Here is a 21,266-nt window from a genome sequence, read left to right on the forward strand (position 1 = left end):
CCTGTCAGTGGGGCAGGAGGGCTAACGGTATCGGGTCCGGGATGAGAAGCCACAGAATGAACATGATGACCGTCCGTATGCCGCTTCCTTTGGGGGAAAGTACGACTGTTCCTTCTTCTTCATCCCAGAAGGTCGTTCCTGTATTTCTGAAGCGGATATAGTGGAAGATTTCGGCCAGTGGCGCCAGGATGAAGATGCCGCCTGTAAAGCACCCTACATAGATCAGGTAATTACGCCGTAGGCAGGTGGAGAGATTAAGTCGGTCGCCATTTGCTGTAGCGGGTCGGATGCCGAGCAGATATTTTCCGAGAGTATTGCCAAACCGGGCGCAGATGAGGCTGTCCAGCAGCATGGAAAGAGGGAACACGAGCAGGAGGTCCGTGGTTAGTCCTTCAATGATGCCCAGCGTGGTCATGTCCGTTGGGGTGTAGGGAATGTGCAGGAAAGCCGCCAGAGCCTTCATTCCCCTGTCGATGGGAAAGGTAAGCAGGGTATTGTAAAGGTTAAGATCAACGAGGCGGGCTACCAGACGGGCCCAGATGGTTGCCTGCTTGTCTGGGGGCGGTGGAAGATCATTCATTTTGTAAAAGTGCCTTGAAGGTGCCTGTAGGACGAAAACAGTAATCGGGTTGTCCCGGGGACGCTAGAAAAGGATTATGGCTTTAAGAGGGGCAGGCGCCAGTGTTATGGGGCAGGCTGCTGAGAGCTGTGGCGGGGGAGATACTGGATGATGCGGCATAGTGGAATGATGGTGGGGGCTGCCCTGCTCATGCTTGGCGGTGTAGTGGGACTGCCTGCTGCTCAGGCGGCGGAGAGTGCGCCAGTCGTGACCAGCCATACCAGAGCCACCCTTGTCAGTGCCGTGGATTCTGTTGGAGAGAGCGAAACCACCCTGAGGCTAGGGCTGCGTCTTCAGCTTCAGCCGGGCTGGCATACTTACTGGCAGAATCCCGGTGATGCTGGCGAGGCCCCGCACGTCCACATCACAGTCGGCGGTGTCCGCATGGGTGAAGGCGAGACGATAGACTGGCCCGTGCCGGAGCGTGTCTCTGAAGGTGGGCTGATGGCCTATGCCTATCAGGGTGATGTGCTGCTGCCGGTGCGGGTCGCTGTACACGGGCAGGGCACGGGGGATGTGCAGGTTACGGCCAAGGCAGACTGGCTAGTTTGTGCGGATGTCTGTGTGCCGGAAAAAGGTACGTTCTCCCTGACAATTCCCACGGCCTCCGGCACGTCTTCGGGAGAGGATAGTGCGGAAGCCGCCCTGTTCCGCAGGGCAGATGCCGCTATGCCCCAGCCTTCTCCCTTTGCGGCGCAGATCGGGTCTGATGGACGGCTGGAACTGCACGGCACCGGGTTGTCACCAGATACGGTCCGGCAGGCATGGTTTCTTCCGCAGGAAGGGGGCGTGATTGCCCAGAATGTGCCGCAGGCTCTGGCTGTAAGTGTCGGGCATCTGAGCCTCCAGTTGAAACCGGACCCTTACGCACATCCGCCCTTCTGGCAGAAGGAGCTGGCGGGCGTGGCTGTATTGGTGGATGGGGCTGGCAATCAGTCGGCGCTGCATCTGGTGGCCTCGCCCATAGCGGCTGGTGAGGTCCGTCCGGCAGGCACAAGCTCATCAGCCGCAGGGTTGTGGAGCAGCCTGCTCTCGGCATTTCTGGGGGGCGTCATCCTCAATCTCATGCCTTGTGTTTTTCCTGTGTTGGCTATGAAACTGCTGTCCTTTGCTCAGATGGGGGGGGCTGGCTGGCGGACCCGTATGCGGAGTGCGGCCTTCTATAGTGCGGGTGTCATGGGCTGCTTTGCGGCCCTTGGGGCTGTGATGATGGGGTTGCGCTATGGCGGGGCCGCTGTGGGCTGGGGGTTCCAGTTTCAGTCATCTGCCTTTGTGGTCGGGGTTGGCTGGCTGCTTTTTGTCATGGCGCTGAATCTTCTGGGTGTGTTCCAGATCACGGGCGGGCGTCTGACCGGGCGTGCCGGGCAGGCTGTGGCGGGTCATGGCCCAGCCAGTGATTTGATGGCTGGTCTGCTTGCTGTGATCGTGGCAACGCCGTGCACGGCGCCTTTTATGGGGGTTGCCATTGCGGCGGCGCTGGGCGGGCCTGTCTGGGCCGGGCTGCTGGTTTTTCTTGCTATGGGGGCGGGGCTGGCGGCACCTTATGTCATTCTGGCGGCTGTGCCGGGGCTGGCCCGGCGTCTTCCTCGGCCCGGCGCGTGGATGGAATGGCTGAAGCAGTTATTGGCCTTTCCGTTATTGGCCAGTTGTGTGTGGCTACTCTGGGTGGCTGTGCTGCAACGGGGTGGTGATGCCGTACTGCTCATGGCCGGAGGGGCCGTCTTATTGGGGGTGGCAGGCTGGCTGTATGGTCTGGCACAACAGCGGGCTATGGTGGGGGGAGCTTCCAGAATTGTCCTGACCTGCCGGGTGTTGGCAGGGTTGTGTGTTCTGGCCTGTCTGGTGGGGTTGGGTCGGAGCGTGACAGCAGGCGAGGAAAATCCGCTTCCATCATCCCCTTCTTTGGCAGAGGCTGGGCAGCAGGCCCCTGCCGTAGAACCGTTCTCGGATGAACGTCTGGCGGCATTGAGGGCAGAAAGGAAGCCTGTTTTTGTGGATATGACGGCCTCATGGTGCGTGACCTGCATGGTCAATGAGCATGTTGCGCTGGATATTCCATCAGTGAAAAAGGCCTTCCGGGATCATGGCGTGACCATTTTGCGGGGGGACTGGACCCGCCGGGATGAACGGATCACGGCGTTCCTTCGGGCTCATGGGCGTGATGGTGTGCCGCTCTATCTGTACTATCCGCCGGGAGGGGGAGAGGCGCAGGTACTGCCACAGATACTGACGCCCGGTCTGGTCATGGGGGTTCTGTCATCTGCTCGTTCGGGGAAAGCGCCATAAAATTCGCGTGATGCTCTCCTTCCTTTTACTTCATGTTAATATGGGGTACGCGTTGCTGATCCGATGGGCGTAGCGGCCATATGAAGAACAGTTGGGGGAGAGCTGCCGGATGGGGCGTATCATTTTTCTGAACTGCTATCCCCTTGACTGTATTTCGGGTGGGATAAAGACCACATACCGCCATGCGCTCATGTTGCAGCGTGAGGGGTTCAAGGTACAGGTCATTCAGCCCGGTGGGGCGCCCCCGTGGTTGGGGCGGGAGATGGTGTCTCTCGTCAGTCCGATGGTCTGTTCAATGATTACAGACCTTACGGCACAGGATGTGCTGGTTTTCCCTGAGACGCTGCGTGAATGGTATGCGGAGATGATCCGGGCGTCTGTCCGGGGAAAGAAGGTCATTTTCTGCCAGAATCCCTATTATTTCTTCACTTACCAGCCATCCCGCCAGAATTTGGAAGAATGGGGTGTGCGGCGTGTTTTGGCCCCGGGGGCGTATGCTGGCCGTATGCTTCAGACCGTTCTGGGGCTGGAAACGCCACCTGCCGTGACATCTCCTGTTGTGGATGGGTCTGTGTTCCGTCCTCGCACCAAGAAGCTTCAGATTGTTGTGGCTCATTGGAAGTGGCGCCAGCAGGAGCCGCTCCCTGATTACGCACAGGTGATCTTTCAGATGCTGATGCTGAAATACCCGCAATTTGCGGATGTCAGCCGGGTGTCTCTGCAGGAAAAGAGCGAAGATGAGGTGGCTGTTCTGTTGGGAGAGTCGGCGGTCTGCCTGTCTTTGGGGAGACTGGAATCTCTTGGTGTCATGGCGCTGGAGGCCATGGCATCAGAGTGCATTGTGGTGGGGTATCACGGTGGCGGTGGGCAGGATTATGCGACACCGCAGAATGGGTTCTGGCATTCACCGGAAGATATGGAAGGGGTTGTGGACTCTCTGGCCACGGCCCTGTCCGGCTTCATGACTGGAAATCCGGCCGTCATGAAGAAGGTGGAGCAGGGGCGTCTGACAGCACGGGCTTACGGCCCGCAACGGGTCAGTGAGCAGTTGCGGCAGGTTTACGGTCAGCTATTGCAGGAAGGTTAACGGGAAGATTAACGACCGTCAGGAAAAAAATATTCTGTAGGGATGTTTTCATCGCCCATCAACGATATAAAAGCCATTCATTAATATATGGGTCTACTGGTTCGGGCTAGGTGGACCGTTTCATGTCATGGCGTATAGGAGGATGCGGAGATGCTGGATCGTTTTGTGGCATACAATGCCCGCTGCGCTGGTGAAGCTGCGGCATTTGGCAGCCTCTCCCGCCATCGTTCCTATGCCCTTTTGGAGGCAACAGTCAGTCGTTTGGCCCGTGCGCTGGAGGGGTTGCGGAATCTTACCCCCCGGCGTGTGGCGGTGCAGTGTCCCGATACATGGCGGCATTGGGCATTGACCCTTGCCCTAGGAAGGCTGGGACTGACCACGGCCTCCTTGCCGAATGGCGAAGTATCTGCCGAAGAATTGGCTGTACTCCAGCCTGACCTTATCATTCTTCATGGTGTTGGCGGTATGCCAGCCGGTGAAGGGCGGCTTGTACTGAAAGATGATTGGTTCGATAGAGTGCTGGATGGTGTGGAGCGGGATAATGCGTCACATTATTACCCGCCTGTGCCGGTGGATCGTTCAGCCCCCTGTCGGGCAGCTCTGGCCTGCGGAACGGATCGTGACTTCCATCTGATGGAGCTGAGCTTTGCCGAGGTGGAGGCTCAACTGCACCGGCTGATCTATCACGATATGGCGGAGTTCTTTGCCCGTAATACCAGCCGCCGCACCCGTATGACGGAGAAGCCGCAGCTGCTCTGTTCAATTGGACCCCAGTCTTTGAGCGGGTTCCTCATGGCGGGGGCGGCTCTGGCTGGTGGTACGACATTGCGGAGTAGTGATTCCCAGAATATCGGTGCTGAAGTCATGCAGGCCTCTGCCCTGATGATTGTGATGACACCAGCCCATCTGGAGCATCTTCTGAGGGCACTGCCACCGGGAATGAAGCCGGTGAACCACATTTATCTCAGCGTGGTGGGCGGGAAGTTGTCTTCCGGTACGTTGGCCCGGACAAAAGAGCGTTTCACGCCACATGTTCAGGTTGTGTACGGCACGGATGAGTGTGGCATCGTAGCTGCCATTGCTGCAGAGAAGCGGCAGGCTGATGATGATGTTGGTCCTCCTCTGCCGTGGGTTGAAGTGGAAGTCGTGGATACCGAAGGGAACAGGCTCCCCGCTGGAAAAGTGGGGGAGATACGCATTCGGGGTGGTGGTGTCGTGCGTGGCTATCTGGATGACAGCCCGGCCGGGGCTCGCCGTTTTCGTGATGGATGGTTCTATTCAGGTGATCTGGGCACGTTCTCCGCTACGGGGGCGTTGCAGCTTCGGGGGCGGGTGGATTCTCTTGTCAATATTGGCGGTGCCAAGTTTGACCTTGGCGTGGTGGAGGAGATTCTGCGTTCCGAACCTCGCATCAGGGATGTTGGTGTGTTCACGCTAGAGAACAGGCGGGGGACAGAGCAGTTCTATGCCGCTCTTGTGTCTCATGAGGCATTTGACAGTGAGGCACTTTCGGCCCGCTTGCGCCAGCGTTATGTGGCCCTGCCGCCTGTGACCATGGTCTGGGTGCCGGAAATTCCCCGGACAAGAGAAGGTCATGTGGATAGGGGGCGGCTGAAGGCTTCTCTAAAAGATTATATCCGCCAGGAGCTGGACCCCCGGTAACGTAGGGCCCTTCCCGAAATAGTGAAAATAGCTGTCGAGACGATCGAAAACAGGAACGGAATCACGATGAGCCAGACATATAATCCCGATGAAATTGCCATCATTGGCGTTGGCTGTGTGTTGCCTGCCGGACTGGGGGACAAGGAAGCTCTCTGGCAGTTCCTGCTGGAGCGCCGGGATGGCTGTGTGGCCGTGCCTGCCGATCGTTGGGGGCGGAAGCGGTTCTATGACCCGGTGGACCAGACACCGGGCAAGACGACCATGCAGTATGGTCACTTCATGAACCCGGATGACCATCAGTTCGAGCCGCTTTTCTTCGGCATTTCCCCGCGTGAGGGAATGGTCATGGACATCCAGCAGCGCCTTCTTCTGGGTGTGGCGTGGCGTGCGATGGAGAACGCAGGCGTCATCGCCAGTTCGCTGGCAGGCACCCGTACCGGTGTCTTCATGGGAAGCTTCACGCAGGATCAGCTTGTCCAGTGTGGCAGTCCCTTCATGCAGTCGCAGATCCGGGACCAGTTTGCAGCCGTCTCCGCCGGGATGACCATGTATGCGGCCCGTATTGCCCATGTGTTCGGGTTGCAGGGGCCAGCCATCGCCATGGATACGGCCTGTTCCTCCTCTCTGGTGGCGCTGCATCAGGCATGCAACAGCCTGCGTCTTGGTGAGTGTGATGTGGCTCTGGCTGGTGGCGTGAATTTCATGGCCTCCCCGCAGACGGCCATGCTCATGACGAAGGGGCACTTCCTTGCCAAGGATGGCCGGTCCAAGTCCTTCGCGGCGGATGCGGATGGCTATGGGCGTGGCGAAGGCTGTGTCATTCTGATGCTCAAGCGTCTGAAGGACGCCATGCGGGATGGTGATGACATTCGGGGCGTTGTGTGCAGTTCCGGTGTGAATCAGGATGGCCGCACGCCAGTGCTGACCATGCCGGACGCCGATGCTCAGGAAACGCTGATCCGTGACGTGCTGCGTCGTGCCAATGTCGAAGCGCAGGATGTGGCCTATGTTGAGGCCCATGGTACGGGGACACCGGTGGGTGACCCGATCGAGGTTAAGGCCATTGCACAGGCCATCGGCCAGTATCAGCCCGAGGGCCAGAAGGTGCTCATCGGTTCCGTGAAGGCCAATCTGGGCCATATGGAAGCGGCAGCGGGTGGTGTGGCCGTGCTCAAGACCATGCTGTGTCTGGAACATGGCAAGGTGCCCGGTCAGGCCAACCTGAAGGAGCTGAACCCGGCCATTCCGTTCGATGATTACCGTGTTCAGGTGGCGCAGGGTGAGGCAACGCCTCTGCCAGAGCGTGACCGGCTTTATGCGGTCGTCAATTCTTTCGGCTATGGCGGCACCAATGCGGTGGCCCTGCTGCGCCGCCCGACGGAAACGGAGCGGAATTCAGCACGGCGCAAGGCTGTCCGGGAACACAGGCTGAAAGGCGTCCGCCCGACTGGCTTCATGCGGCGGGTGCCGCTGCTGCTCAGTGCGTTCTCGGAGGCCTCTCTGGGGCACATGGCCGGGGCCTATGCCAGCAGGCTGGATGAGGGCAAGGCCGAGCGGAGCACATGGGAGGCTCTCTGCTTCTCCGCAGCGCAATATCGGGCACGGTTCCGTCAGCGGGCTGTCATTCTTCCGGAGCAGGGTGAGAATGAGGTCGTGCAGGCGCATGAGGCCCTTCAGGCCCTGTCCGAAGGCAAGACACATCCGGCCCTGTTTACGGGCAAGGCCGTTGTGGATGAGGCCGTGAAGCCGGTCTTCCTATTCTCCGGCATGGGGCCGCAATGGTGGGGGATGGGTCGTTACCTTCTGCGTAAAGGCCCGGCAGATGTCCGTGCGCTGGCACAGCGCTGCGATGAGCTGTTCGTGAAACTGGCTGGCTGGTCCCTGCGGGAGGAACTGCTGAAGCCTGAATCCAAGTCCCGCGTGCAGGAGACGGAAGTCGCCCAGCCTGCCATCTTCCTCGTGCAGGTCTGTCTGGCAGCGTTCTTTACCCGTCATGGCGTGATGCCGGGTGCCATCATCGGCCATAGTGTGGGTGAGGTTGCTGCGGCTTATGTCAGCGGTGCGCTGGAGCTGGAAGATGCCGTGACGGTCATCTATCATCGCAGCCGCCTGCAGGCGACACGGGCAGGCAAGGGTACCATGCTGGCCGTTGGCATGAGCCGCAACGTGCTGGAAGGGCGTCTTGAAGCCTTCAAGGGCAAGCTGACCATTGCGGCCATCAACAGTAGTGAATCCTGCACCGTGGTTGGGCCCCGCAAGGAGCTGGAGGCTCTGGAGGCAGGCTGCACGAAGGAAGGCGTCTTTGCCCGCTTCCTGAAAGTGGACGTGCCCTATCACAGCCCGGAAATGGCAGCGATCGAGAAGAAGATGCTGTCCTCTCTGGCACATATCAAACCGAAGGCACCGACTGTTCCGCTCTATTCCACCGTCACGGGCAAGGTATGGGAAGAAAACGAACGGCATGATGCGGCCTACTGGTATGCCAATGCCCGCGAGCCGGTGCTGTTCCATGATGCCATGCGGGCCATGCTGAAAGATGGCTATGCTGTCTTCCTTGAGCTGGCTGCTCACCCCGTTCTGGGTACGTCCGTGACAGGCTGTGCTGAGGAAGGCCGGTATGAAGTGGCTGTCATTCCGACATTGCGGCGTAAGCAGGATGATGCGGCAGGTCTGCTGCGGGCCCTCATCCGTCTGACGCTCAGTGGAGCAGAACCGGACTGGCGCTATGTTCTGCGCCCGGAACGGACAGAACTGCCGCTTTATCGCTGGGAAGTGGAAAACAAGGCATGGCTGGAGACGGAAGCCTCCCGCCGTGACCGTCTGGATGAACAGGTCCATCCTGTTCTTGGTACGCCGAGCTTGCTGGAAAGCCGGGCATGGCGTGCAGATATTGGTGTGGTGTCAATGGAGTGGCTGATGGACCATAAGGTCCATGGCATGGCCCTGTTCCCGGCTGCTGCCTATATTGAGGCCGCTCTGGCCGCTCATTCCCAGCTGGAGGCCAAGGCCCCGGCCGTGATTGAGGAAGTGACGATCAACACGCCGCTGGTCGTGCAGGAAGGGCAGGCGCCTGTTGTCATGTGGCGTTTCGACATGACAACCCGCCGCCTCGTGTTCGACAGTGAAACGGTCTCATGGAACGGTGACTGGCAGGCTCACGGGCAGGCCACGGTCCTTCAGTCAGCACCATGGTGTGCGGCTTCCGAGAAGAACAGGAACTTTGATTTCAAGGCCCTGTGTGCAGGGACGACCCGCTTCGAAGGGGCTGAGGTTTACAAGGCTTTCGCAGCCATGGGGCTGGATTATGGTCCGGCCTTCCAGACCATGCGTAACCTCTACCGTGGTGAGGGGTATTCTGTCGCCGAAGTGGTGCTTGGCGAGGCACAGGCAGCCACGCTGAAAGACTATCATCTGCATCCGGCCCTTCTGGATGGTGCCATGCATGCGCTCATCGGTGCCTTCCCGTTTGAGGAACAGAAGGACGTGTATGTTCCGGCGGCCATCGAGCGCATCAGCTATATGGGGCAGAAGGTGGATCGTGCCTATGTGAAGGCCACGCCGACCCTGCGGACCCATCGCAAGATTGTGGCTGACCTGCGGCTTTACACGATGGAAGGCGAGCTTCTCTGCGAGGTGCTCGGTCTGTGCTGTCGCCGTGTGGCCCGTAGCGGGAATGATGCGTCTTCTGCTGCCCGTCTGGTCTATGCCCCGAACTGGGTGAGCGCCGAGCGGCAGGTGCTGCTGAGCGAACCGCTGGCCGTTACCCTGCTTGGCGAGGGTGATGGGCTGGCGGCACAGGTCGCTGAACTGCTGAAGGATAATGGTGCTGACCTGACTGTCAGCGCCGGGCTGAGTGGGAAAGAGCTGGCCGACACGCTGGATCAGGAACCCTTCCTGAACAGGCAGCGTGCGCTGGTGCTGTTCCCACGGGCCGGGGATGACTACCAGCAGTGCCTTGAAGATATGGCCGCCTGTGTGGAGCTGCTCCAGCGTGTGCCGATGCGGGGACGCAAGCGGCGTCTGCCGGTCATCATCGTGACCCGTGGTGCTTATGATGTGGCCGGTCAGGCGCAGGCGCTTCAGCGTGCCTATCACGGGCTGTTCCGTGGTGCGGAAGCCGAGCGTATGGACCTTGCCATCCGGTGCGTGGACGTTCCGGCTGAAGGTGTCGAGGAGCTGCTGGAAGACCTCGCTGCCGAGCTCGTTCTCGAAGACCCGTCAGAAGACACGGTCTGGCTGCGCCCGGCAACCGGGCAGTCCCCTGCCGAGAAGAAGACCGGGAAAGCCGCCAAGGCTGATGCCGGAAAGGCCGAAGAAGGTGAAGCCCCTGCTGCCGAGACGGTTGAACGTCTGGTACAGCGTCTGGTGTCCCCGCCGCTGGAGCCGGAACCCCAGCCCATCCCGCTGGAAGAGATCATGGGCGGCAAGGATGACGGCACCATTGGCGTGCGTCTGGAGTCCAGCAAGTCCGGTGCGCTGGAAGGAGTGACATGGCAGGCTTTTGCCGTGCCGGAGCCGGGACCGGGTGAGGTCAAGATTCGGACCCGCATGGCCAGCCTCAACTTCAAGGACGTTCTCAAGGCCATGTCTCTCCTGCCGGAGAGCGTGACGGAAGGGACCTTCAGTGGTGACGACCTCGGCCTTGAGTGCGTCGTGGAGGTCGAATCTGTCGGTGAGGGCGTTGATAACATGAAGCCGGGCGACCTGTTCGCCCTCGTCTATCCAGACAGCTTCTCCTATCGCCGCATCGTGGGTGTGAAGGAGCTGGCCTATTGTGCTCTGCCGCTCTCCGAGGAGATGCTTCAGTTCCCGCTGGAGCAGATTGCCGGTGTGCCGTTGGTGTTCGTCACCTCCTATTACACGCTGGTCCATCTGGCCCAGCTTCAGGAAGGTGAAAGCGTTCTCATTCATGCCGGTGCCGGTGGTGTGGGGCAGGCTGCTATCCAGATCGCCAAGCTGAGAAAGGCCGTGATCTACAGTACGGCGGGTAACCCGGAGAAGCGTGAGTATCTGCGGGAGCAGGGCTGTGCGGGGGTCTGGGATTCCCGGACGCTGGAGTTTGTCGATGGTATCCGTGAGGCCACAAATGGCCGTGGCGTGGATGTCGTGCTGAACTCCCTGCCCGGTGAAGCCATGGTGCACAGCCTGAAGCTGGTGGCACCGATGGGCCGCTTCGTGGAGATCGGCAAGCGTGACATTGTGGAACATCGGGCACTGGACCTGATGCCTTTCAATGAAAATCTGGCCTATTTCTCCTTCGACATGGACCGGATGATGCCGCATGAGAAGCTCTATGGCATCATGGACGAGATCATGCTTCTGGCCCGTCAGGGCAAGCTGTCCTTCCCGCAGACCCGTATCTTCAAGGCTGCCGAAGCGTCCGAGGCGTTCCGTTACCTCATGTCATCCCGTCATATCGGCAAGATCATGATTTCCTATGAGGACATGAGTGGTCTCAAGGCCCGTCCGCTGCCACGGGTTCTGCCGGGTTTCAGCCGCAAGGGGGCCTATCTGGTTACGGGCGGCATGGGTGGCTTTGGCCTCAAGACGGCGGAGTATCTGCTGTCTCAGGGTGCTGGTGTGCTGCATCTGGTGGGACGCTCCCTGCCGAAAGACCCGGAGCGGAAGAAAGCCATCGCCACCCTGAAGAAGCTGGCTGAAAGTGCTGGTGGCAAGGTCGTGACGCACCGTCTGGACGTGACGGATAATGGGGCTGTCAGCAAGCTGGTCAAAAAGCTGGCCCGTGAGGATATGCCCCTGCGGGGTGTCTTCCATGCGGCTGGTGTGGTGGATGACCAGCTCATCAGCAAGATGGATGCTGCAAATGTGGCTCATGTCATGGCGCCCAAGGTTCTGGGTGCGCAGGCACTGGATGAAGCCACGCGTGGGCTGGAGCTGGATCACTTCGTGCTCTATTCTTCCTTCACGGCGGAAATCGGCAATCTGGGGCAGAGCAGCTATATTGCTGCCAACAGCTACCTGAATGCTCTGGCCGAGAATCGCCGTCAGCAGGGTCTGCCTGCTCTGGCTGTGGGCTGGGGGGCCATCGGTGACGTTGGCATGTTGACGGAAAGCGATGCTGCCGGACGCATGTTTGACGTGGCCGGGATCAAGACCATGACGGCGGCTGACTGCCTCAAGCATCTGCCGGTACTCTATGGTGTGGACCGCAGTGACGTGTCTCTGGTGGACCTCAACTGGGTGCAGGTCTTCGGCGCTCTGGCATGGCTGAAACCATCCGCCCGCTTTACCCTGCTGCAGCAGGAAAGCCGCAAGGGGGGCATTTCTGACTCGGTCCAGCTGCTGATGAACATGCCGGAGAATGAGCGTCTGGATTATGTCCTGCTCCGTCTCAAGCAGCAGCTTGGTTCCGTCCTGCAGGTGGACCCGGAATCGATCGAGGACAGTGCCCGTCTTTCCGAGCTGGGGATCGACTCTCTTGCTGGTGTGGAACTTCAGACGGCCATCCGGTCCGAGTTCGGTGTGGATGTGTCCCTCGTGCTTCTGGCCCGCAATGAGACCATCATCGAGATGGCCCGCAGTCTGCTGCGTCAGGCCGTGATGATGGTGCAGCAGGGTGGTTCCGTGACCCTTGAGGGGGCGCAGGCTGCCGTGGGGGGGGCATGACATCCTGGGCATTTCATACGGTCAAGAAGTCCGGCTACACGATCGAACAGTATGAGAACGGCCTGGCCATACTGGACAGGAACGAGAACCGACTGGACGAGATGCTGAGCTTTCGGGCGATGGAAAAGCCCGATCAGGTGCAGTTTGCCGTTCTGGATGAAAATCTGGACATCGCCGAGTCTCTGACATTCAGGCAGGCCCATGAATGGGCCTGCCGGGTAGCGGGGCTGGTGGACCGTTTCGTGCCAGAGCGGGGCCGTGTCATGCTCTGTTTCGAGAATGACATGGCAGCCGTGGCGGGTTTCTTTGGCTGTGTCTATGCCAATACGGTGCCGGTATCAGGCGTCTATCCCAGCATGGTTGGCAGTGTTGAACGTCTGTTTGACATTCTGGAAGATTCCGAGGCTGTAGCGGTTCTGGGGCCAAGGGATACGCTGATGGGGTTCCGGCGGCAGGCGGCGGGCCGTGCCCGGAAGGTGAAATGGATTCCCATTGAGGGCGCAGAGAGTGCCGAGCCACTCTATCGCCGCCATGCCGCGGAACTGGATGATGTTGCGCTGGTGCAATATACGTCCGGGTCCATCGGGCGGCCCCGTGGCGTGAAGATTACCCATCGCAATCTGGGCTCCAATCTTTATCTGCTGATGATCCGCAGTGATTTCTGGGCAGGCAATCTGGGACTGAGCTGGCTGCCACTGTCTCACGATATGGGGCTGATGGGTGTCATGTTCGGTGTAGCGACAGGCGGGGCTTCATGGTTCATGAAGCCGGAACATTTCATTGCCAAGCCGGAACGCTGGGTACAGGCGATTGACCGGTATCGTGTCAGTTTTTCAGCGGGCCCCAATTTTGCTTATGAGCTTCTGGCCCGTCATGTTCCGGATTCAGCACTGGAGGGGCTGGACCTTTCCTGCTGGAAATGGTCCGTCATCGGGGCGGAAATGATCGAACAGGGAACCGTGGAGCGGTTTTTTGAACGCTACTGTCCGCTGGGTATTGAGAAACCCATTCTGCGACCCGGTTATGGCATGGCTGAGACGACCCTGATGATTACCAGTGGTGGCTGGGATGGCAAGGAAGTTGTGTCTTTTGATGCGTTCTCCCGCTCCGGACTGGCAGAGGGGCGGGTAGAGCCACCCCAGAACGAGCATGATCGGCGTGTAATAGCCAATTGTGGCCGTGCGATTGAGGAACATGCTGTCCTTGTCGTTGATCCTGAAGGCGGTACGCCACTGCCAGAAGGGCAGGTGGGTGAGCTGTGGCTGAGTGGTCCTTCTGTAACGCCGGGTTATCTGAATCGGGAGCAGGAAAACAGGGAGCGTTTTGGTCTTGAGTTGGAAGGGCGCCGCTGGTTCCGCAGCCGGGACATGGGCTTTCTTCTAAAAGGGCGTTTGTTCGTGACGGGCCGGATGGAAAATAGCCTGCTTGTTGGTGAACAGCGCTATGACCCGGATGATCTAGCACAGGCTATTCGCCAAGCATGTCCTGTCTTCTCAAGCCGGAGTGTGGCGGTGTTCCGGCATGAGGGTGTGCTGTGTGCCATGGGCGAGCTGTCTTTGGCGCAGGTCAGGGAGAATCCCGATCATGAGGCTCTGTTGTCGGCCATGGCGCGGGCTATTGGGCGGATATGCCCGGTTCAGCAGATGCGTTGTGTGCTTGTTCGGCAAGGTGGTGTCTGCCGGACACCAAGCGGGAAAATCCGCCTTTCTGCTACGTCTGAGGCCTTGGCGGCAGGGCGTTTGCCTGTTGTGCAGGAGCAGCATTTTGGCCCGGATGAGCTGCAGCGGGTTGAGATTCTCGCTTTAGGAAAGACACCGCTATGAGCTGGATTGATGAGTGGAAGGGCTGTGGATGGCAGGCCTGGAGCCGAGATGTATGGGCGGGGGAATGTGGTCATGAGTGAAAATGAGAAGATCGTCCTGACGCAGGCTGGTCCAGAGGGTATCCGCTACGACTTTAATGACGGGTGCCGGGTTTGGGTGCCTGAAGGAGCAAAATGGCTCGTTGTGTTGCGGGATGTGGATACAGATACCCTCTTGTTCCGGCAGGAGCTTAATGGCGCTGGGATGGTGCAGAGCCATAAGCGTTATTATGTCCGGTTTGAGATTATCATCTGGAAAGATGGTGAGCAGGTTTTCACACATACCTGCGATCTGAAAGATCGTGAGGTGCTCATCACGATGCAGATGGGCGGGCTGGGAGATCATATTGCCTGGGTGGGGCAAGCCGTTGCTTTTGTGGAGGAGCATGGCTGTCGGGCGAGTTTCTTGGTGAAGAAAGAAATGATCGCCCTGTTTGAAGATGAGTATCCTCATATTCGTTTTATTGATGAAGATGATATGGGGGATAGGCAATATTACGCTCATTATAAGGTATTGGTATTCTTTGGTGACCGTGAGTTCATTTGTCAGCCAAATGACTATCGCCAGAGCGGTCTTTCCCATATGGGGGCTTATATTCTGGGGCTTGATCCGGAAGATCGTAAACCGCGTGTCACTTCTGATCCGGGCGGGCGCCCCCTTGAGGAACCTTATGTCTGCATTGGTGCTCAGGCTTCTGGCCTCAGCAAATACTGGAACAACCCACGGGGCTGGTACGATCTGGTCCGTTTCCTGAAAGAAAAAGGATACAAGGTTGTCTGTATCGATAAGTGCCGGGTGGCGGGTCCCACTACGGCTTTGCGTTACATTCCGCATGGAACTGAAGATGAAACGGGTGACCGCCCGTTGACGGAGCGTGTCCGCTGGCTGAAACATGCCGAGTTTTTTGTGGGTACATCATCCGGGTTGGCCTGGCTGGCCTGGGCAGCGGGAACGCCCGTAGTGATGATTAGTGGCTATACAGAGCCCTACAATGAGTTCCGAACACCCTATCGCATCATCAACCGGAATGTGTGTAACGGTTGCGCTAATGACGTGAATATCGAGCTGCAGGCGGCTGATCCTTTTTTCTGCCCGCGCCATAAGGGAACAGAACGTATATTTGAGTGCTCTCGGGCCATCTCTTTCACGCAGGTGAAGAAGACCATTGAGAAGATTCCGGGGTTTGGAGGCGTTGCAAATGACTGACAAGAAAACAGAGCGCGTCCTGCAGGATATTGTCGAGCTGCGTCCTCCGTCCCCCGCTTCTGTGCTGCCTATCACCGAGGAGACCGTGAGTTCTGGCGTTGAGCCGGAAGGAAGTGGTTCCTCAGAGAGCTCGTTGTCATCGGTGGTTGTGTCGGGGTCGGAAGGTTCTGCCTCGTCTTCGGATTACACAGTCGAGGAGAAGAACAAGGCGCCAGAGGCAGGGGGATATTCCCTGCCTGAGGCTGCTCCTGTGCCAACGCAGGAGGGGCCGCACGGCCTGCGCTATGACTTTAATGCTGGTATTAGGGTACGAATGCCAGAAGGGGAACAGTGGCGGCTGCGCTTCTGGGATGCTGGGACCGAGACTTGTCTGTATGACGGCAAGCAGGGGGAAGGGGACTATATCTGTTCTCGCAAGAAATACTTCATGCAGGGGGTCATAGAGCTTTTTGATGGTGAGGAGCTGGTCTGGACGCATCATTTTGATGCGAAGGGCAAAAAAGTAGCGGTTATCCTGCCGGTTGGCACGTTGGGCGACCCTCTGGGGTGGATTCCCTATGCCGAGCGTTTTGCCCAGCAGCATGAGTGTGAGATGACCATCGTTGCCAGTGAGGTGATCTGTCAGCTCATGGGGCCTGCTTACCCGGATATGAAGTTTATCCAGGAAAGCGAGTTCAATGAGGTGCGGGAGGAGTTTTACGCCAGCTATTATATCGGGCTGTTCTTTCGTGATGAGGAACGGGAATGGCAGCCACGGGATTTCCGCGCGGTTGGTCTGCACAGGACAGCCGGATGGATTCTAGGAGTAGACCCGACAGAAATCCGTCCAAAGGTGCATATCGAGGAGGCTGATACCCGCCCGATAGAAGAACCCTATGTCGTGGTGGCTGTGCAGGCTTCTTGTGCTTGCAAGATGTGGCATAACCCGTTCGGGTGGCTCGATACGGTAGGGTACCTCAAGAAGCTGGGCTATCGTGTCATCTGCATCGATAAGGACCCGGTCGTGGGCTGGAGCTGCCATTGGAACTGCCTGCCGCATGGTGTGGAAGATGAAACGGGTGAACGCCCCCTGACAGAGCGTGCCCGTTGGTTGAAACATGCCGAGTTTTTTGTTGGTCTGTCTTCAGGGCTTTCATGGCTGGCATGGGCAGTAGGGACGCCGGTTGTCATGATTAGTGGCTTTACGGACCCGATTAATGAGTTCCAGACGCCGTACAGGGTCTTTAGTGTTCACGGGTGTAATAGCTGCTGGCATGATATTCGGACGCCATTCCAGCATGATGACTATCTTTTCTGCCCACGGCATAAGGGAACACCACGGGCCTTTGAATGTACCCGTAATATCAATACGGCGTATGTTATTGATACGATCAAACGGCTTTGCAGGGATCACGGTTATAAACCGCCGGTCCTGTCGGAGACACAGCCGGATGATCTGGTCGAGGCGACTGATCAGCTCATGAAGCAAAAGGGTTATGAGGTGAAGCATCAGGCTTATTGGAAACTCTGATAGTCCGTTGAACATGTATTGGTCATGTGGCACCTTCATCTCTGCTGGAGGGTGCCCCTGACTAGTCTATCCTGCTAGAAGAACAAAGAGTTCCTTCTTTGCGAGATGGTTGACTGAATGACTGATACATCCTTGCCGGTCTGTGTGGCCGCCCTTTATCATTTCACTGCTTTTGACGATCATAAAGCCCTGCGTGAGCCGCTTCTGGAGACATGCCAGAAGGAAGGTGTCAAAGGCAGTCTGTTGCTGGCCCGTGAAGGCATTAACGGCACGATTGCCGGGTCAGATGCGGGTATTGATGCTGTTCTGGCGTATATTAACAGCCTGCCGGGTTGCGCCGGGTTTGATTACAAGAAGTCCCGTGCCAGAACGATGCCTTTCCTGCGCATGAAAGTGCGGCTGAAGAAAGAGATTGTGACGATGGGGCAGCCGGATATTGATCCGCATGTCTGTGTCGGTCGTTATGTCGAGCCGAAAGATTGGAATGCTCTGATCTCCGACCCTGATACGGTTGTGATGGATACACGCAACGATTATGAGGTGGCCATCGGGACATTCCGTGGTGCTGTGGACCCGAACCTGAAGACGTTCCGAGCTTTTCCGGAATGGTTCCGCAACTGGCGGAAAGAGGTGGAGGCGCAGGGGCGCACACCGAAGATCGCCATGTTCTGTACGGGGGGCATACGGTGTGAAAAATCCACCGCCTTTGCCCGTCAGGAAGGTGTGGAGGATGTGTATCATCTGAAAGGCGGCATTCTGAAATATCTGGAAGAAATCCCGGAAGAAGAAAGCCTGTGGGATGGTGAATGTTTCGTATTCGACCAGCGTGTCTCAGTCGGGCATGGGCTGAAGCTGGGTAAGTACGATCTTTGCCATGCCTGCCGTGCGCCTATCAGTGCGGAAGACAAGCAGTCTCCTCATTATGAGGAAGGTGTGAGCTGCCCGCATTGTTATGGCCAGAAGACGGAGGCACAGCGCCAGCGTTATCGTGAACGCCAGCGTCAGGCACAGCTGGCCGAGCAGCAGGGACGCATCCATCTGGGTGATGAAGCGCAGGGCTGAACTCTGTCTTCATGTAGCAGGAAAAGGCGTCTCCCATACAGGAGGCGCCTTTTTCATGTTCAGAAATGCTCCCGCAGGGTCAGGTTGAGGGAGCGGCCCATGCCCAGCACGGGGCCGGGAGGGCTGCCTGCCGTGCTGACGGCCCGGCCACCCAGTGGCAGGGCGTAACGCTGGTTCAGCAGGTTATCGAGGCTCACATCCAGCTGAAGGTAGCGGGACCAGTGATATCCTGCTCCGAGATTGAACAGCGCATAGCCGGGTGTGCGTGGCTCATTGCGGACCCAGTCCACCGTATGTTTTGCTTTGACAAGCACGACCTCGGCCATGCCATGCCATGGGCCAAAATGCTCATGCAGGCGGATGGTTCCATTAAGGGGCATCTGCTGGTACAGGCCGGAATGAGTCTTGAAGTCCTGCCCACGTACCCAGTTCAGATTGGTTGAGAGCTCGCCCGTGCCCCAGCGCGTGTTGTCCCACAGGGTTGCCCGACTGGACGCATTGATGCCGTAGCTCTGGGCATTATGGTTGACGAACTGGAGCAGATTGAACCCTCGTGCGAGGGCCCCGATACGTACGACGTTAATGTAATTATGCGTGTAGGTGTAGAAAGGCTGGATCATGGCCTCCCATTGATGGTCATCCGCATCGTGGAAGCGGAAGGTCACGCTGGTGGTGTTGGCGACTTCCGGTTTCAGGTTCAGGTTGCCGACATAGCCGTTGCCATCTCCAAACCAGTTTATCATACGGGCTGTCATGCTTTCCCGGCTCCAGCCATAGCGTTCATACAGGTTGGGAGAACGTGTCTTGCGGGCATAGCCGCCTTCGATGTTCAGATAGGCACTGGCTCGGTAGCGGAGCAGGGCTGTGACATCGAAATTATCGTCTGTACGTCCCCGGCGGGCATTGTTGAAGGCACGGGCTGCTGCCTGATTGGTGCGGCCCATGCTCATGCCAGACATTCCCATACCCGACATGCCCATGCCGGACATGCTGTTCATGCCCATCATAGACATGCTGCCTCCCATACTCATTCCGCTCATGGAGGATGACAGACCCTGATAGGGGGAGACCGGGCCGGTATTCATCATGATGACATCGCTGCGCATACCGAGTTCGGAGGAGAGGCGGGGCGTCCATTGTGCATCCCATTGGATGAAGTGACCGAGATGATCCCGATGTGCTCCGTTCAGGCTGTGGAAGGTGCCCGGCCCCATCATCATGCTGCCCATGACAGGCGGCCACCAGTCATTGAGACCATCATGGCTGAAGGAACTTCCCACTTTGAGCTGATGGCTCCGGCCAAGCGGTACCGTGGCAACGAGACTATAGCCCGCCGTCCGGCCATCGCTGTTCATGGGCATCCCGGTGGTGGCGCTATGGCCGCCTTTGTCGGCCAGCATGTTCATGGCATGGGTCACACGCTGCCAGTAACCTCGGGCTTCCAGCGTGCCCCAGTTGAATGTACCGGTATATTTGCCATTCACGAAGGTGGAACGGTTGTTGGTTTCATCCATGTACTGGTTGGGGAAGCCTTCATAGGGTGTGTCCTGCTGGCCAAATGTCAGGCTGAAAAGATGGTTCTTCAGCTTCAGTCCAGCTGTCACATCATGGTTGAAACTGAGATAGCTGCTGGAACGAACTCGTCCCCCACGTCCTCCAGCCGTATAGTCACTGGCATGGGTGTAAGAGCCACTATAGCGCAGGCTGAACATGTCGTTGGCCACTGTGATGGAGCCACCGGCGCCAGAGCCGCCGCCATTGCTGCGCCAGTCTTCCCGTCCATCGCCTGTCACGAGAATGTTGCCTTTCTTGGCGAATTGCGGGTCCTTTCGTTCTACGGATATGGTGCCGCCCGTACTGTCTCCGCCGAGGCTGACAGGTGTGATCCCTGCAATGGCAATGCTGTGGGAGACCTCATCAAGGCTGATCTGGGAGAGGGCAGGGTTCATGTGGTTGGGACAGTCTGCCATCAGGGGCATGCCATCCACGAAGGTAGCGACCCGGTCATCAGCCATGCCGTTGAGGACTGGCAGGCTGGCAATACCCCCCGTTTTGTAACTACTGAAGCCCGGTACGTCCCGGAACAGGGCGGTCGTATCGGCTGCCTGTGTGAAAGGCCGTCGTGTAGCCGTGACATTGATCTGCTCAACTGCGTGGGGCGTGTTGGAGGATGGTGTAGCCGTTTTGGGTGTCAGAGAGGCAGGGAATTGCTGGATGGGGGATATTTGCGGGGGATCGGTGGGGGAGGTTGTGGGGGCTGGTATGGTCTGGGCGTTTGCCTGTTGGGTTGGCAGGATCAGGCTGCCCAGCAGCAGGGTGGTCAGAGCGGAGAAAGACGGTAGACGATGACAGGCATGGGCTGAACGCATGATACGCCCGCCCTTGCAATGGCAGAAAATAGACAAGACTCATCCATCCTGAAGAAAACATGCAGAAAGGCCGATACGCAGCCCTTCAGGCTGGATCGGTCAGATTGGTGCGTGATTCAGAAGGATGGAGGGTGGTCCACGGCTGGGAGGGCGCTGACGTGTCGGTTCCGGTGGGGCTTGTGCCGGTGGTACGGCCTGCCAGACCTGTCTGGCCAGCTTGATGCAGCTGAGCAGTACGGTAAGGACCGTCAGCGCAAGAAGGATGTGATCCAGCAGAGGGCAGAGAGGACAGTCCAGCCCGTGATGGTGATGCCCACCAGAATGATGATGACTTTTCATCTGGTGGGGAGATGCTTTTGGTAGGCAGTGTTGATGCGGCGCTCCCGGCGTCATGGTGGCATGATCCATGTCGGTCATGGCAGGCGCAGGATCGGGGTCTGGCTGGGGAGCAATATCAATGCCCGTCAGTCGTAAGATGGCCGCTCTGGGGCTTTCATCCGGCAGGCTGGAGGCTGTGAGAAGTGTCTGTGCCCCAAAGCCCAGCAACATGACCAGTACCATGAGGCAGCGCAGCGGGTGCCAACGTAGCAGGGCAGGGAAGGTCAGTAGGCTGTGGGCGGGGGCGGCTCTCATGCTTCAGTGTCGCACTCCACCGGAGAGGCAGGCCAGCAATGTCCCCAGCATGATGAGTCCCACTCCCAGATAGGCCATCATGTTGAGGGGCTGGCGGAAGATGGTCACACCGATGAGAACGATGCAGACAATCCCCACCCCACACCAGACAGCATAGGCAATGCCGAGGGGAATGCATTTCAGCGCCTGTGCCAGACAGAAGAAAGCAGCCCCATAGAGCAGGAGCGAGCCGATGGTGGGTAGGGGCCTGCGGAACCCGTTGGAGATGTTGAGCAGGCTGGTCGCCAGAACCTCCAGAAGGATGGCTCCGAACAGAAAGAGCCAGGCAAGAAAAGGCGTCATG

At 58.3% G+C, this 21,266-nt stretch carries 12 protein-coding genes; 8 read left to right on the forward strand and 4 right to left on the reverse strand.

Annotation, left to right across the window (positions count from 1 at the left end):
* Positions 1 to 4 precede the first annotated feature (4 nt).
* A complete protein-coding gene (locus tag NQF86_RS07270) occupies positions 5 to 580 on the reverse strand; it encodes an RDD family protein (protein ID WP_266116966.1) in 576 nt (191 codons plus the stop codon).
* Between the two features lie 147 nt (positions 581 to 727).
* Between NQF86_RS07270 and NQF86_RS07275 the strand changes: the two genes are divergently transcribed.
* From NQF86_RS07275 to trhO, 8 genes are all read left to right on the forward strand, one after another.
* On the forward strand, positions 728 to 2,905 hold the full coding sequence (locus NQF86_RS07275; protein WP_266116967.1) for a protein-disulfide reductase DsbD family protein: 2,178 nt from the start codon (positions 728 to 730) through the stop codon (positions 2,903 to 2,905).
* A gap of 109 nt (positions 2,906 to 3,014) precedes the next feature.
* Entirely contained in the window at positions 3,015 to 3,992 is a 978-nt protein-coding gene (locus tag NQF86_RS07280; protein WP_266116968.1) for a glycosyltransferase, read from the forward strand.
* Positions 3,993 to 4,142: 150 nt separating this feature from the next.
* Positions 4,143 to 5,654: a class I adenylate-forming enzyme family protein gene (locus tag NQF86_RS07285; RefSeq protein WP_266116969.1), complete on the forward strand. Its 1,512-nt coding sequence runs from the start codon at positions 4,143 to 4,145 to the stop codon at positions 5,652 to 5,654.
* A gap of 66 nt (positions 5,655 to 5,720) precedes the next feature.
* Positions 5,721 to 12,281 carry a type I polyketide synthase gene (locus tag NQF86_RS07290; protein ID WP_266116970.1) on the forward strand — a complete coding sequence of 2,187 codons (6,561 nt, stop codon included), beginning with the start codon at positions 5,721 to 5,723 and terminating at the stop codon, positions 12,279 to 12,281.
* A complete protein-coding gene (locus NQF86_RS07295; RefSeq protein WP_266116971.1) occupies positions 12,278 to 14,104 on the forward strand; it encodes an AMP-binding protein in 1,827 nt (608 codons plus the stop codon). The genes NQF86_RS07290 and NQF86_RS07295 overlap by 4 nt, the downstream gene beginning before the upstream one ends.
* A gap of 72 nt (positions 14,105 to 14,176) precedes the next feature.
* Positions 14,177 to 15,349, forward strand: coding sequence for an autotransporter strand-loop-strand O-heptosyltransferase (locus NQF86_RS07300; protein WP_266116972.1), 1,173 nt, complete (start codon positions 14,177 to 14,179; stop codon positions 15,347 to 15,349).
* Complete coding sequence (locus NQF86_RS07305) at positions 15,342 to 16,859, forward strand: autotransporter strand-loop-strand O-heptosyltransferase (RefSeq protein ID WP_266116973.1); 1,518 nt, start codon at positions 15,342 to 15,344, stop codon at positions 16,857 to 16,859. The genes NQF86_RS07300 and NQF86_RS07305 overlap by 8 nt, the downstream gene beginning before the upstream one ends.
* A gap of 117 nt (positions 16,860 to 16,976) precedes the next feature.
* Positions 16,977 to 17,921, forward strand: a complete 945-nt coding sequence (trhO, locus tag NQF86_RS07310) for an oxygen-dependent tRNA uridine(34) hydroxylase TrhO (RefSeq protein ID WP_266116974.1) — start codon at positions 16,977 to 16,979, stop codon at positions 17,919 to 17,921.
* Positions 17,922 to 17,980: 59 nt separating this feature from the next.
* Here trhO and NQF86_RS07315 read toward each other — a convergent pair whose 3' ends face one another.
* The 3 genes from NQF86_RS07315 to NQF86_RS07325 all read right to left on the reverse strand — a co-directional run bounded on the left by NQF86_RS07315 (position 17,981) and on the right by NQF86_RS07325 (position 21,265).
* Positions 17,981 to 20,290: a TonB-dependent receptor gene (locus NQF86_RS07315; RefSeq protein WP_266116975.1), complete on the reverse strand. Its 2,310-nt coding sequence runs from the start codon at positions 20,288 to 20,290 to the stop codon at positions 17,981 to 17,983.
* Positions 20,291 to 20,389: 99 nt separating this feature from the next.
* Complete coding sequence (locus NQF86_RS07320) at positions 20,390 to 20,923, reverse strand: DUF2946 family protein (protein ID WP_266116976.1); 534 nt, start codon at positions 20,921 to 20,923, stop codon at positions 20,390 to 20,392.
* A 3-nt stretch (positions 20,924 to 20,926) separates the two neighbouring features.
* The gene (locus NQF86_RS07325) at positions 20,927 to 21,265 is read right to left on the reverse strand and encodes a DMT family transporter (protein ID WP_266116977.1); all 339 of its coding nucleotides are present in this window, start codon (positions 21,263 to 21,265) and stop codon (positions 20,927 to 20,929) included.
* Position 21,266 lies beyond the last annotated feature (1 nt).

This window comes from Bombella pluederhausensis (assembly GCF_026385525.1).
GTDB lineage: Bacteria > Pseudomonadota > Alphaproteobacteria > Acetobacterales > Acetobacteraceae > Bombella > Bombella pluederhausensis.